Raw genomic sequence first — 14,514 nt, 5'->3', positions numbered from 1 at the left:
AACCCAAAGGTCATTGTCTCACTCTGATGTGAGCACAATATCCTTTGGGTTTTTTAGTATCTACTACAGGTAAAGGAGCGGTTCATTCATGAATTTATTAAAACAGAAGATCAAAGCGGAGGGTGTCGTCCTTTCAGAAACGGTATTGAAGGTCGATTCATTCCTTAATCATCAAATTGATCCGGAACTGATGATGCAAATAGGGAAAGAATTTGGACATCGTTTCAAAGGGGAAGGAATCACAAAGATACTGACCATTGAATCATCAGGGATCGCGCCAGGTGTGATGGCTGCCCTTCATATGAATGTCCCACTTGTCTTTGCACGAAAAAAGAAATCGTTGACGCTTACAGAAGGAGTGATTACATCAAAGGTGTATTCATTCACCAAGCAAGAAGAAAATACCATTTCAATCTCACGGGAGTACATACAAAAAAATGATCGAGTCTTATTGATCGATGATTTCCTGGCAAATGGGCAGGCAGCATTGGGTTTGATCGACTTAGTGAAACAAGCTGAAGCGGGTGTCGCCGGAATCGGAATTGTCATTGAAAAATCATTTCAAAATGGCGGGAAAATCGTTCGAGATACGGGCTATAGAGTAGAATCTTTAGCTGAAATCGAGTCCCTTGAAAATGGAGAAGTACAATTTAAGCAAGAGGAGGCGACTGTATCATGAAGAACCTGCCTCTTAAACTGGCTTCACTGGGTATCCAGCATGTTCTTGCCATGTATGCGGGAGCGGTCATTGTCCCCTTGATCGTCGGAGGGGCCCTTGGACTTTCGGGAGAACAGCTCACGTACCTTGTTTCCATCGATATCTTTATGTGTGGAATCGCAACCCTGCTGCAAGTGTGGAGTAATCGATTCTTCGGGATCGGACTACCCGTTGTACTTGGATGTACGTTCACAGCAGTCGGACCCATGATCGCGATTGGAGGTCAGTATGGGATTTCGGCCATCTACGGATCGATTCTCGTTTCAGGTTTATTCGTCATTGCAATCAGTAAATATTTTGGGAAGCTTGTTCGCTTCTTCCCGCCTGTCGTGACGGGTTCTGTCGTTACGATCATTGGAATCACACTGATCCCTGTTGCCATGAACAATATGGCAGGCGGTCAGGGAAGTGCCGATTTTGGATCAATGGAAAACCTGGCTTTGGCGTTTGGAACGTTGTTATTCATATTATTCTTATATAAATTCTTTACAGGTTTTATCCGTTCAGTGTCCATTTTACTCGGACTGATGGCAGGAACGGCTGTCGCTTTCGTTCTTGGAAAAGTCGATTTCAGTGCGGTTGGTGATGCTTCGTGGTTTCATATGGCTAAACCATTCTACTTCGGGATGCCGACCTTTGAAATAACAGCCATCCTTACGATGATTCTTGTTGCCATTGTCAGCCTTGTAGAGTCAACAGGTGTCTATTTCGCCCTTGGCGATATCACTGATAAAAAGATTTCAGAAGAAGATTTAGCAAGAGGGTATCGTGCAGAAGGATTGGCCATTGTCCTCGGTGGATTATTCAACGCATTTCCGTATACGGCGTATTCCCAGAACGTCGGATTGGTTCAGCTTTCAGGTGTGAAGCGAAATAATGTGATATATGCAACTGGTGCTTTCCTTGTGATCCTTGGTTTGGTCCCGAAAATCGGTGCTCTCACCACGGTGATTCCCGCTTCCGTATTGGGAGGTGCGATGGTCGCCATGTTCGGTATGGTGGTGGCGTACGGCATTAAAATGCTGAGTCACGTGAATTTTGCTTCACAAGAGAATTTATTGATCATCGCATGTTCTGTAGGAATGGGACTTGGTGTAACGGCTGTCCCTGAATTGTTTGCTCAAATGCCAACAAGCGTCCGCATCTTGACGGATAATGGAATTGTTGCAGGCAGTTTAACCGCGATTGGGCTGAATATCTTTTTTAATGTGTTATCTAAACGTAAGTTGAATGTTATCGTGAGCGAGCAAAAAGCTTCATGATATATATACAACCGTCATTTCTATTCCATTTAGAGATGACGGTTTTTTCTTGATGGTATATTTCTGAATTATCTGATAGTAAGGAGGGGAAACGGACTCCCGTCACGAACAATATGGATAGGGAATGTGGCAGAATGGAAGATCTCACTTATAAGGAGGAAAAAAATGTACGCAACCACTGGATCAATTTTTGACCAAACGGTAATGAAATTCCGTAATAAGGAGGCCATTGTAGAAGAGAAGACTGGTAAACGGTTAACCTTTGGAGAGTGGCAGGATGAAGTCCATCGTGTGGCCAATGCCCTATTGGAAGCAGGCGTGAGGAAAGGGGACCGGGTTTCTACGTATCTATTGAATACATTGGAGTTGGCCAATGTCTATTTTGCATGCGGGAAAATCGGTGCCGTGATCAATCCGATAAACTTCCGTCTGAAAGGAAAAGAAATCCACTTTATTTTAGAAGATGCAGAACCTAAGGTCGTACTGTTTGAAGAAGCTCTTTCCCAACCAATTGAAGGGATATCCAAGAACTTTCCTCAGACCCTTTTTTGGTATGTGGGCGACAAAACGCCAGAATTTGCACAAAGCTATAATCAGGTAGTGAGTCCTTGTTCCACGGCACTTGCTGATTTTTCAGTAGAAGAAACGGACATTTATGCCATCATGTACACGAGCGGGACCACCGGCAGACCAAAGGGGGTACTCCACAGACACCGAGATATGGCGGAGCAGAGCTTGATCTGTACATCGGTTATGGGGCTTACACCAAATGATATCGGACTTGTGACAGCGCCCATGTTCCATTGTGCCGAGCTTCATTGCTGTTTCCTTCCACGGGTGCAAGCGGGAGCGAAAAATATCATCGTTCATCAGTTCGAGCCTCAGACGGTATTGAATGTGATACAACGTGAGAAAGTCACCAACCTTTTTGCGGCACCTACCATGTGGAATATGCTTCTCCAGCATGGGGTGGGTGAGTATGATACTTCATCACTCCGGGTTGGTCTCTACGGGGCTGCCCCAATGGCACCCGTTCTTGTCAGGGCACTACAGGAAACGATGAATATCGACCTGATCCAGGCGTATGGTCAGACGGAGATGGGGCCAGCGGTTACGTTCCTGCTTCAGGATGAACAGTTAACGAAGGCGGGTTCCGCCGGTCGTGCCGCTTATAACCATGAAATACGAGTGGTAAGACCCAATGAGAATGGTCCTTCTGATCCTGAAGATATGTGTAAACCAGGGGAAGTCGGGGAGATCATCGTCAGGGGCTCATGCACGATGCTTGAATACTTTAAACGGAAAGAAGCGACAGATCAAGCGTTGTATAAAGGCTGGTACCACTCCAGTGACTTAGGTTACATGGATGAAGATGGATATTTGTATGTGGCTGACAGGGTGGATGATATGGTGATTACAGGAGGGGAGAACGTCTATCCGCGTGAGGTAGAGGACGCCCTGCATGTTCATGAAGATGTATTGGATGTCGCCGTCCTCGGTCAACCGGATGAAACATGGGGAGAGCAGGTATTAGCAGTAGTGGTATCGAAAAATCCTTCTCTTTCATCAGGGGACCTTGATTTATTTTTGAAGGATGGTGATCTGTTGGCAGATTATAAGCGGCCACGGGAATATGTATTTGTGAATGAGCTTCCCCGTAATGCAAGTGGTAAAATTCAAAAGTTTCTGCTGAGGGAGAACTTTAAACACCAGGAAAAACAATGATAAAGTGCTGTTGAACCAAAAAAGAACACATGTTCCGGTTCGGAAAAATAAGCATATAAGGTAGAAAACAAGAGATATATGAAGAGATTTAAAGATAATGAAATTCAAAGCGCCTGGAAATACTTTTTCAGGCGCTTTGTTATGAGGGTTTGAAGAAGTGAGGGAGGATAGATGGCTCATTTTGTATAACGGTTGGCGTAGCTCGAAGCCACGAAGGCATCAGGCTTAATTTTCGGTTCTACGCCTATGGCTTCCATCCTTGAAACCATTTCCTTTACAAACTTACTCGTTTTATTCAGCTTCCCATTTCCGATATCAATATGCCCCTCCATACTAAACGTTGCTCCGGCATAAATGTAGGGAAGGACGATATCGATTAACTGATTTTTTCTTTCTTCAGTAAACAACGAAACAATTTCTTCGGATAATGATAACTCGTAGGAGATCCGCTCATGCAATTGCAACATTCTTCTTGGGATTACTATTTTTCTTATACATGCCCACACACCATTTCCTTCGTTTAAGATCACAATTCCTGTTATGAAGGTCGTATGCCCTTGATGAACTTGAGAATCAGTCCCAACCATTAATCGATAGTGGCCGTTTGGATCTGATTGCATGAATGTCACAATATGTTCAAAGACCTGGTCAAATGACATCCCGATTACCTGTAGATTTTGAAATGAAAAGTGATGATCCTTATTATTTTTCATCTTGTCAATCACAGCTTTCTTAACCAATTTGTGAATGTAAGGTGTAGATTTTATCTATATTCTATGATGAGAATTTATTTAGTGTGAAATGAAATGATGGTCAATCTGTTATAGGTTCGAACTTGTTAGCGTTTGTGTTCATCACACTTTGAATGATGTAAAAAGGGGAAGGAAAGCTAAAATAATTTTTTTAGAGGCTATGCGTAGCAAGAGGCTTTATTAACTAACTAATGGGGGAGTCTTGGATTTAGATATGACGGATCTGCAGATATTCTATTTTATTTTTCAAGTTTACATAATGTAAATTATAGGAACCTGAATAAAATCGTTCATTTCAGTCTCGTATCACAAGTATACTGTTTATAATGAGACAGAAGAAAAAATAAGGATGATCCATCATGATTATCTGTAATTTGTTATATGGTGATCAAATGTTTCAATCCTATCAATAGTTATCTGGCTGCTTATTCATAGCAAGTTAAGTTATAAAGAATCAATTCTTATGATCATTCAAATGCTATTATCTGACTCTATAAGTTCCCAATTGAAATATATAGACATCTTTATTATCTTAGCTGTGTTCCTTTCCTAATTACTGGATTTTGGCTATACATCTACTTTAGTTTACATAATATTGAAGTAACAATTCATATTCCCTATTTGATTTTCCTCCCAAGGTCGATCACATTTCCTGATCGTCTGGTAAATCGCACAATAAAAAAGCATAAAGAGTCCCTCGGTTCTCTCTATGCTTTAGCATTATTTAATGAGATATTGTCTTGGTGTTCCGAAATAAAGCGTTTGCTGATATTCAGGGAAAATGGATTCAAAACAGATGATAATGGGCGCATCAAGAAGCCATGGATAATACGTGTAAAAGCCTTTGTCCCCGTTCACCATTGCTGCGAGCGCCAGTGGCAGCTCCTTTTTGAAGATCATGAATCGTACGTTGGAAAGCTGCTGATCGAATTCTCCCCCACTGACAAATACAATCCCGGTCAGCGTATATTGACCCAGGTTCCGTCTCCATTCTCCCAACACTTCGTCCCTCATGGTCAAATTGATCTTTTCAAGATCATAACGGCACCCGATACTTAAATATAGTTCGCCTGTCGTATCAGAATGGGTTAACGTGTACTTCCTGTTATCAATCGGATTGAAAATGGATGCAGGCGGCATATATTGAACCGTTAACCTTTCAGGCTTAAATTCACTCATGTATAAGCCTCCTTTACAAAAATGGGCTTACAACAGAGTATGACACCTGCCTAGAAACGGTTCCCTTTCAATTTTCTCTCCATATAATTTTAATCAACTTCCATTTACCATCTTCATAATACCAATAAGAAGTGGATGTACCGATCCCATCAGCATGGTAGGCACCACTGATTTGCTGATATCCCTTCAGCCCTTTTCCCCGTTTCCCAAAGATTTTGACCGGTTCGAAAAAGGCATACGGTCCCACCATCAATTCCATAGGTTCATTTAGATTCCCGTCGGTATATATCCCCAGTCTTTCGTAATCCTCTTTCCGATCGCTTAAATCCACTGTATAGGATTGATTTGTATCCACAAATGTAATGGATGCCTTATATTGATCTTCAAATTGAGCTTGAATCGTAAGGGCCTCAGGCAGTCCGATATCAACGAGTTTATTATCGGCCAATGTATGGAGAGCCATATTGTATAAACCGCCGCTGCCACCCGTTGCAGATGAATACAACATATCCTTAATACCATCATGATTTAAATCGACGAATTGAATTTTCGGTTCATAGCCGCCCTCATAATCAATCCGGATGTCGCTCCCCTTGGACGTTTTGATATCCGCCCAGATTTGCTTGAGAAACAGTGCATCAGGAGAAAAAGGAATCGCCTTGAGTGTGATCGTATCTTTCTTACCATCACCGGTCACATCTTTTTTATATACTGTTACAGTCATTTCATTTACCGGTTGTTCTTTCGTCGGTTCAGCGGAATAGTTCCCGGCAATGGCATGGAGCGACATAATAAAAAAAGCACCGAATGCAAATAGTAATTCTTTTCTCATGATTCTCTCTCCTCAGTGGAAAATTATTCGTTATTATTTTCACCAGAGAAGGTAATTCTATGTAATCATTATCCATCTTTTTATTCTCTATAAAGAAAAAAGACCAGCCCATCTTCAGGCTGGTCCATTCATGCTATTGTTGTTCTCTTGTTTCAGGCTTTGCTTCCCAGCTTTCAATTCCTTTTAACCCATTAATTGAGTCAGAGTAGAAAACTGGATCTTTCCCCTGTCTTTTTTGCTCTCGATAGTCCTTTAATGCAGCAATGGCAATTTTGGCTAGTAACGTAATAGCTATCAAGTTGATAATGGCCATCAGACCCATGAATAGATCGGCTAAGCTCCATACGATATCCAGTTTCACAACTGCTCCGAATATCACCATGCCTAGAACCGCGATTCGATAGATAAATAGGGAGACCGGACTGTACTTAATGAATTCGATATTGGTTTCCCCGTAATAATAGTTTCCGATGATTGAACTGAAAGCGAACAGGAATATGGCGACAGCTACAAAGGTATCCGCCCATGCACCGACGTGGAAGCTCAATGCTGCCTGAGTCAGTTGAATTCCATCGATTCCGGTTGTATATTGATCGGATAAGATGATCATGAAGGCAGTTGCCGTACAGATGAGCAATGTATCGGTGAAAACACCAAGCGTTTGAATGAGACCTTGTTTAACCGGATGCGTGACCCCGGCAGACGCCGCTGCGTTAGGTGCACTACCCATACCCGCTTCATTCGAGAATAATCCACGCTTGATTCCCATCATGATGGCTGCACCGACACCGCCGCTTGCTACTTCCCGAATACCGAATGCATTCTCAAAGATGACGACAAACATATCTGGAAGCATGGTAATATTGGTGACTAGAATATAGAAAGCAAGAATTAGATAAAGGACGGCCATGATCGGAACAACGAGTTGAGTGACACTGGCGATCCGCTTGACTCCGCCGAAGATTACGAGTGCAGTTAGCACTGCCAGAATGATACCGACTGTCATACGGTCGAATGAATAGGCTTCTTCCATAGCAAGTGAAATTGTATTGGATTGGACCGAGTTAAATACAAGACCAAAACAGAATGTGATGATGACGGCAAATAGAATCCCCATCCAACGGGCATTTAATCCTTTTTCCATGTAGTAAGCAGGACCACCCCGATAACCGTCCTTTCCGTCTTTCACTTTGTAGATTTGAGCGAGTGTACTTTCCACAAAACTGGTTGCTCCACCCAGTAAGGCGATGAGCCACATCCAGAACACAGCTCCAGGCCCTCCGCCTGCGATCGCTGTTGCCACACCGGCAAGGTTACCGGTACCGACACGTGAAGCCGTACTGATCGTGAAGGCCTGGAAAGAAGAAATCCCCCGTTTTCCTTCTGAAGAAATGGTCGTTTTATCAGTTAATAGTCTTCCCATTTCTCCTAAATAACGGAACTGTGCGAATCTTGTTCGTATTGAGAAGTATAATCCCAGTCCGATTAATGACACGATCAGAATATATGACCACATATAATCATTCAAGGTGCCTACGATACTTGTTAATAACTCCATAAATGTACCCCCAAGTTGTTTAGTTTTTTACAAATAATGTATGAACCTATGTATGTTTACCCAATCAGACACTGTTTTAATCTATCAAAAAAATGATTTTCCTTCAATAGATAAATTCATATTGGTGAAAGAATATGAATTGTAGTACAATCAACTTCCGGTATTGTCCTACAATGATGAATGAATATACATTTTCCATACTTTCGTACCTCTATAATGGAAAAAACGACCAGAAATGTTTCTGGTCGTTTTGAAAATTTCTATTCTATTCCTTCGGGTGTCCGGGATTCTGCCCAGGTATCACAGACAGAACCGCTCTCCCCTTCGTCAATCACAAATGAACCATTTGAATAGCGATCATTTGGTCTAAGGTCTGAGACATTTACCTCTTCTATTTTCCCTTTAGTTGTTAACAGTCCTACTTTATCCGTATCTTTTACTACTTCTATGCTCATCACTCGATGAGGATTGGATTTCAATTCCCGGAGCATGATGACTCCACGTTTAGCGCGTGACGTTTTTTCAAATTCAGCCAGTTTCATTTTCTTCACGGCTCCACGCTGAGTAGCAAGGAAAATGAAGTTTTTCGCTGAGTCTCTTATCATCTTACCGGATACGACAAAGTCGTCTTCCTTAAGGTTTACCCCTTTCACTCCCGCCGCCCTTGGTCCGACGATGTTCACATCTTCTTCTGCGAACCATAGGCCGTAGCTTAAGTGTGTGGCAATGAAAACATCATTCGATCCATCTGTAATATGGACATCCACAAGCTCATCGTCACCTTTAAGGTTGATTCCTACAAGTGGACGGGAATAGCGTTGTGCTTTGAATTGAGGCAGCTCGGTCCTCTTAATCATACCGTTCTTTGTGACAAACAGTAAGTAGTGGGACGGATTAAATTCTTTAATCGGAATCGCTTTGAGAACCTGTTCATCCCGGTCGATTGGGACAATATTCCCTACATGCTGACCAAGATCCTTCCACCTGATATCAGGAAGCTCGTGGACAGGACAATAAATATAGTTCCCTTTGTTTGTAAATACAAGGAGTACATCTGTTGTATTCATTTCAAATTGTCCCAGGAGCCTGTCTGTTTCTTTCATGGCAAGATCCTGACCATTTGATGCAGAATATGAACGAAGGCTGGTTCGTTTCATATACCCGTCACGGGTCACGGTGACCATAACATCTTCACTGGCGATCAGGACTTCCAGGTTGATTTTGATTTCTTCGATCTTTTCCTCGATTTGAGTACGTCTCGCGTCAGCAAATTGCTTTTTGATTGCTTTTAGTTCTTTTTTGATTACACTATAAAGTTTGCTTTCACTTTCCAGTATAGCTGTAAGTTCTTCAATCGTTTTCGCCAATTCTTCCGCTTCTGCCTGTAGGGCAGTAATGTCCGTATTCGTCAAACGATAAAGCTGCAAGCTGACAATCGCTTCAGACTGTGCTTCCGTAAACTGGAACTTCTGAATTAAGTTATCCTTTGCATCACGTTTATCCTTCGAAGCACGGATGGTTGCAATTACCTGATCTAATATAGACAATGCTTTCATAAGACCTTCAACGATATGCTGACGGTCCTTTGCTTTATTTAGATCATGCCTGGTTCGGTTGGTCACCACTTCCTTTTGGTGCTGTATGTATGCATCCAGCAGTTCACGAAGTCCCATCAATTTTGGACGTCTTTTATGTATGGCAACCATATTGAAGTTATAGGTGATTTGAAGATCACTGTTTTTATAGAGATAGTTTAAGACGCCTGATGCATCCGCATCTTTCTTCAGTTCAATGACGATGCGCATCCCATCGCGATCCGTTTCATCCCGAACTTCTGCAATCCCCTCCACTTTCCGGTCCACGCGGAATTCATCCATTTTTTTGACGAGGTTTGCTTTATTGATTTCATAAGGGATTTCCGTAATGACAATCTGTTGTTTGCTTCCACGGATGTTTTCAATATCTGCTTTCCCTCTTACGACAATCTTTCCTTTTCCGGTTTCGTAGGCTTTCCGGATGCCATCCACCCCTTGGATGATGCCTCCTGTCGGGAAGTCAGGGCCATTTAAGACCGTCATGAGGTCATCGACTGTACTGTCCGGCTTGTCCATCCGCATGATCGCTGCATCAATCACTTCACCGAGGTGATGTGGAGGGATATCGGTTGCATAACCTGCCGAAATACCGGTGGAGCCGTTGACGAGTAAGTTCGGGAATCGTGACGGCAATACAGTCGGTTCACTTGATGTGTCATCGAAGTTCGGAACAAACTCCACGGTTTTTTTATCGATATCACGAAGAAGTTCCATGGATATCGCAGAAAGACGGGCTTCGGTGTAACGCATGGCAGCAGGCGGATCTCCGTCGACGCTTCCGTTGTTACCGTGCATTTCAACCAGGTAGTTGCGGACCTTCCACGTTTGACTCATACGTACCATGGCATCATACACAGATGTATCACCATGGGGATGATAATTACCAATGACATTACCGACGGTTTTTGCCGATTTCCGGAATCCTTTTTCCTGAGTGTTGCCATCCACATACATGGCGTATAGAATACGCCGTTGTACAGGTTTCAAACCATCACGTGCATCCGGTAATGCCCGCTCCTGGATGATGTATTTACTATAACGTCCAAATCGGTCACCAAGCACCTCTTCCAGAGGTAAATCCTGATATCGTTCTACAGTTGTCATCTATTACCCCTCCTCTGGCAACGTAATGTTTTCGTTTTCGAGAATGCTTCCGTCTTCTTCTAATCCAAAGGCTACATTGCTTTCAATCCATTTACGCCGCGGTTCTACTTTGTCACCCATAAGTGTGGTCACCCGGCGTTCGGCTCGTGCAGCGTCATCAATGCGTACCCGGATCAATGCGCGTGTTTCAGGATCCATCGTCGTCTCCCACAGTTGATCGGCGTTCATCTCTCCAAGACCTTTGTAACGCTGAATCATATATCCTTTCCCCACTTTGGAGATGGCCCCTTGAAGCTCATCATCGGTCCATGCATATTCAAGTTTCTGCTTCTTTCCAGTCCCCTTGCTGACTTTGTACAGTGGTGGAAGTGCAATATACACCTTTCCCGCTTCTAACAAGGGTTTCATATATCGGTAAAAGAATGTCAGTAAGAGAACCTGGATATGGGCTCCATCCGTGTCAGCATCAGTCATGATGACAATTTTGTCATAATTGATGTCGTCCACATTGAATTCAGGACCGACTCCGCCGCCTATGGCATGAATGATCGTATTGATTTCTTCGTTTTTGAAGATGTCCTGAAGTTTGGCTTTTTCCGTATTGATGACTTTTCCCCGAAGTGGAAGAATCGCCTGGAATTTTCGGTCACGTCCTTGCTTCGCAGAACCTCCTGCTGAATCTCCTTCCACCAGATAAAGCTCGTTACGCTGAGGGTTTCTTGATTGAGCCGGTGTTAATTTACCGGATAGAACGGTTTCAGAACGCTTACGCTTCTTTCCATTACGTGCATCTTCTCTTGCTTTACGTGCGGCTTCACGGGCCTGGGCCGCTTTAATGGATTTCTTGATAAGAAGGGAACTCGTATCAGGATTTTCTTCTAAGAAATAGAGAAGATGTTCTGATACGACAGCATCAACGGCTGATCGTGCTTCGCTTGTCCCGAGTTTCCCTTTTGTTTGCCCTTCGAATTGAAGAAGATGTTCTGGTATACGTACAGAAACGATACTCGCCAGTCCTTCACGAATATCAGTCCCTTCAAGGTTTTTATCCCTGTCTTTTAGAATCCCCGCTTTACGGGCGTACTCATTAAAGACTCGGGTCATCGCCGTCTTCGCTCCGGCTTCATGTGTTCCGCCGTCTTTTGTACGTACATTATTTACGAAGGATAATATGTTTTCTGAGAATCCATCATTGAATTGAAAAGAAAATTCAACTTCAATGGTATGATGCTCTCCTTCAAAGAAGGCTACGTTATGAAGAACGTCTTTTTCTTCATTCAGATATTGAACAAATGCCTGGATACCGCTTTCGAAATGAAAGACTTCTTTCTGATCATGACGTTCATCGATGATTTCAATCTTTAACCCTTTAAGCAGGAATGCAGATTCTCTAAGACGCTCACAAATAGTTTCATAATTATAGGTGATATTACTGAAGATCTCAGGATCGGGTTTGAAATGGATACACGTTCCGGATTTTTTTGTTTTCCCAATCTTCTCCAAGGTGGTATCGGGCTTACCACCATTCGTGAAACGTTGTTCATATTTCATGCCATCCCGTTCAATTGTGACGATAAGCCATTCAGAGAGGGCGTTTACAACAGACGCCCCTACACCATGGAGTCCGCCGCTTGTTTTATAGCCGCCCTGGCCAAATTTCCCTCCAGCATGAAGTACGGTCAAGATGACCTCGGGAGTCGGCTTCCCCATTTTATGCATTCCTGTTGGCATCCCCCGGCCTTTGTCCTGAACTGAGATACTATTGTCTTTATGTATCGTAACGATAATCTCATTCCCGAAGCCTGCTAATGCTTCATCAACTGAGTTATCGACTATTTCGTATACTAAATGATGCAAACCTCTTGAATCGGTAGAGCCTATATACATACCAGGTCTCTTACGGACGGCTTCTAAGCCTTCTAATACTTGTATGGCATCATCATTGTAATCCATGGTCTTATTCTGGTTGGCCACGAACATTCCCCTTTCAAAACTTCTCTAACCGTATTAGCGTGGTTTTGTAAACTATTATCGGTTATGTCTCTATTAACTATAACACAAGAACATCTGTTCGTTTACCTGTTTTGAGCATTCTTTAAGGTAAACCACTATTGCTTATTGTAGCGTTTTATTTGATTTTCGCAAATGGAATTTCCGTGAACCTCTTAAAATATGCCCTTTTGTCCCCAGGATTATTCCAATTGTCAACGTGAGGTCTGGACGAAAAAAACAAGCGGTCAGAGCCGCTTGTTACGAGTGAGAATTATTTGGTTAAAGCATGTTCAACCTTAATACAGCGATCCATAATAACTGTATACCCACGTTCCTTTAAAAAGCGATAAGCCTCTTCATTCATTACACCAAGCTGCGCCCAAAATACGTTTGAATCGATTTGATCAAATTCTTCCGCAATCTGAGGTAAAAATTCTGAGCGGCGAAATACATTGACGATATCAACTGGTCCCTCTATCTCCTGCAGGGAGGATACAGCCTTTACCCCTAAAGCCGACTCGATGGTAGGGTTTACAGGGATGATCTCATATCCCTGATCCTGCATAGCCTTAGATACCATATAGGATGTACGTTCAGGATTATCACTTAAACCAATCACTGCAATACGTTTAGATTGTTTTAGAATATTTCCGATTTCTTGTCGTGATGGATTTTCCATTGTTGTTTACCACTCCTTCAATGATCCTCGGATAAAGTCTTGAACTGTTTCTTAAGTCCTATTCTTCTTTTATACCATATTTCCCTTTAATTTTTCAAAATTTCATAAAATTATCTAAATGAAAGGAAGTATCAAAAGAAAAGTCAGGGAGCGTTCTTGCATTCCGCTGCCCTCCTTCCCGTTGACACTCCCTCCCATACTTACTTTTTGATCAACCCTTTAGATATAAGGAATTCACGTGCGACATCTTTGGGATCTTCTTTATCCATATCGACTTTAGCATTCAATTCGCTCATTTCTTCTTCCGAGATTTTGCCTGCTAATTCATTCAACACTTTCTTTACTTCAGGATGCTCTTTCACTACTTCTTGACGAATGACCGGTGCAGCATCGTATGGTGGGAAGAATCCCTTGTCATCCTTTGTCGTTTTCAAATTGTAACGCTGGATCCGTCCATCTGTTGTAAAAGCAGGAATAATATCTACATCCCCGTTCTTAACCGCTTCATACATAATATTCGGGTCAAAGCTTTTCTGGTCTTTGAATTTGAATCCATAAGCTTCACTGAAGGCATCATATCCGTCCCCTTCCCGTTCATAGAATTGGTGGGGTGCACCGAAGCTCAAGTCTTTGGATAGTGGCACAATGTCTGAGAAAGTCTTTGCATCAAAGTCCTGATCCTGGGTATAGGCAAGCGTATACGTATTTTCAAAGCCAAGTGGCTTCAACCAGGTGACATCGAACTTTTTCTCATAGCCTTTACGCACTTGTGAAAGGATTTCATCTGCTGAAGCGCCTTCTTTAGCTTGTTCTTTCAAGACCGCTTCAAGGCCTGTACCTGTATATTCTACATAGACATCGATGTCGCCTTTTTCAAGAGCGGGTGTGAGGATGGAGACTTCCCCCAATCCTTCCTCGACTTTTACATCAAGGTCTGTCTTTTCTTTTAGAAGTTCAGCCATCATTTGTGTAAGGATGAATTGCTCCGTCCACATCTTTCCTGAAACGGTGATGGTATCTTTATCCCCGCCATTTCCGCAACCTGCGATCAGGAGGGATAATACAGTGAGTATGATAAAACCTTGTAATTTCTTTTTCATTCTTACTCTCCTTTGGAT

At 42.7% G+C, this 14,514-nt stretch carries 11 protein-coding genes; 3 read left to right on the top strand and 8 right to left on the bottom strand.

Annotated features, from left to right (window positions below):
- The first annotated feature begins 88 nt into the window (after window positions 1-88).
- From AC0VXY_RS11485 to AC0VXY_RS11475, 3 genes are all read left to right on the top strand, one after another.
- Window positions 89-679, top strand: a complete 591-nt coding sequence (locus AC0VXY_RS11485) for a xanthine phosphoribosyltransferase (RefSeq protein ID WP_475525320.1) — start codon at window positions 89-91, stop codon at window positions 677-679.
- On the top strand, window positions 676-1,980 hold the full coding sequence (locus AC0VXY_RS11480; RefSeq protein ID WP_475525319.1) for a nucleobase:cation symporter-2 family protein: 1,305 nt from the start codon (window positions 676-678) through the stop codon (window positions 1,978-1,980). Before AC0VXY_RS11485 ends, AC0VXY_RS11480 begins: the two co-directional genes overlap by 4 nt.
- A gap of 165 nt (window positions 1,981-2,145) precedes the next feature.
- Complete coding sequence (locus AC0VXY_RS11475) at window positions 2,146-3,705, top strand: long-chain-fatty-acid--CoA ligase (RefSeq protein WP_475525318.1); 1,560 nt, start codon at window positions 2,146-2,148, stop codon at window positions 3,703-3,705.
- Between the two features lie 176 nt (window positions 3,706-3,881).
- Here AC0VXY_RS11475 and AC0VXY_RS11470 read toward each other — a convergent pair whose 3' ends face one another.
- The 8 genes from AC0VXY_RS11470 to AC0VXY_RS11435 form a co-directional block, all read right to left on the bottom strand.
- Complete coding sequence (locus tag AC0VXY_RS11470; protein WP_475525317.1) at window positions 3,882-4,418, bottom strand: ribonuclease H-like YkuK family protein; 537 nt, start codon at window positions 4,416-4,418, stop codon at window positions 3,882-3,884.
- 759 nt (window positions 4,419-5,177) lie between these two features.
- Complete coding sequence (locus tag AC0VXY_RS11465; RefSeq protein WP_475525316.1) at window positions 5,178-5,636, bottom strand: staygreen family protein; 459 nt, start codon at window positions 5,634-5,636, stop codon at window positions 5,178-5,180.
- 67 nt (window positions 5,637-5,703) lie between these two features.
- Window positions 5,704-6,468 carry a hypothetical protein gene (locus AC0VXY_RS11460; RefSeq protein WP_475525315.1) on the bottom strand — a complete coding sequence of 255 codons (765 nt, stop codon included), beginning with the start codon at window positions 6,466-6,468 and terminating at the stop codon, window positions 5,704-5,706.
- Between the two features lie 133 nt (window positions 6,469-6,601).
- Window positions 6,602-8,026, bottom strand: a complete 1,425-nt coding sequence (locus tag AC0VXY_RS11455) for an alanine/glycine:cation symporter family protein (protein ID WP_435990659.1) — start codon at window positions 8,024-8,026, stop codon at window positions 6,602-6,604.
- A gap of 260 nt (window positions 8,027-8,286) precedes the next feature.
- Entirely contained in the window at window positions 8,287-10,725 is a 2,439-nt protein-coding gene (parC, locus tag AC0VXY_RS11450) for a DNA topoisomerase IV subunit A (RefSeq protein ID WP_475525314.1), read from the bottom strand.
- Between the two features lie 3 nt (window positions 10,726-10,728).
- A complete protein-coding gene (gene parE / locus AC0VXY_RS11445; RefSeq protein WP_475525313.1) occupies window positions 10,729-12,699 on the bottom strand; it encodes a DNA topoisomerase IV subunit B in 1,971 nt (656 codons plus the stop codon).
- Window positions 12,700-12,988: 289 nt separating this feature from the next.
- On the bottom strand, window positions 12,989-13,396 hold the full coding sequence (locus AC0VXY_RS11440) for a CoA-binding protein (protein ID WP_475525312.1): 408 nt from the start codon (window positions 13,394-13,396) through the stop codon (window positions 12,989-12,991).
- Between the two features lie 200 nt (window positions 13,397-13,596).
- Window positions 13,597-14,496, bottom strand: a complete 900-nt coding sequence (locus AC0VXY_RS11435; protein ID WP_475525311.1) for an ABC transporter substrate-binding protein — start codon at window positions 14,494-14,496, stop codon at window positions 13,597-13,599.
- Between the last annotated feature and the right edge of the window lie 18 nt (window positions 14,497-14,514).

The sequence above is a fragment of the Rossellomorea sp. QJM3NY_18 genome (genome assembly GCF_056173145.1).
The sequence above is the reverse complement of the archived record's forward strand: the minus strand, read 5'-3'. Positions and strand labels throughout refer to the sequence as shown.

Excerpts from the sequence above, each read along its gene's own strand:
- AC0VXY_RS11485 (WP_475525320.1), top strand. The coding sequence starts at position 89 with ATGAATTTATTAAAACAGAAGATCAAAGCGGAGGGTGTCGTCCTTTCA.
- AC0VXY_RS11480 (WP_475525319.1), top strand. The coding sequence starts at position 676 with ATGAAGAACCTGCCTCTTAAACTGGCTTCACTGGGTATCCAGCATGTT.
- AC0VXY_RS11475 (WP_475525318.1), top strand. The coding sequence starts at position 2,146 with ATGTACGCAACCACTGGATCAATTTTTGACCAAACGGTAATGAAATTC.
- AC0VXY_RS11470 (WP_475525317.1), bottom strand. The coding sequence starts at position 4,418 with ATGAAAAATAATAAGGATCATCACTTTTCATTTCAAAATCTACAGGTA.
- AC0VXY_RS11465 (WP_475525316.1), bottom strand. The coding sequence starts at position 5,636 with ATGAGTGAATTTAAGCCTGAAAGGTTAACGGTTCAATATATGCCGCCT.
- AC0VXY_RS11460 (WP_475525315.1), bottom strand. The coding sequence starts at position 6,468 with ATGAGAAAAGAATTACTATTTGCATTCGGTGCTTTTTTTATTATGTCG.
- AC0VXY_RS11455 (WP_435990659.1), bottom strand. The coding sequence starts at position 8,026 with ATGGAGTTATTAACAAGTATCGTAGGCACCTTGAATGATTATATGTGG.
- parC (WP_475525314.1), bottom strand. The coding sequence starts at position 10,725 with ATGACAACTGTAGAACGATATCAGGATTTACCTCTGGAAGAGGTGCTT.
- AC0VXY_RS11440 (WP_475525312.1), bottom strand. The coding sequence starts at position 13,396 with ATGGAAAATCCATCACGACAAGAAATCGGAAATATTCTAAAACAATCT.
- AC0VXY_RS11435 (WP_475525311.1), bottom strand. The coding sequence starts at position 14,496 with ATGAAAAAGAAATTACAAGGTTTTATCATACTCACTGTATTATCCCTC.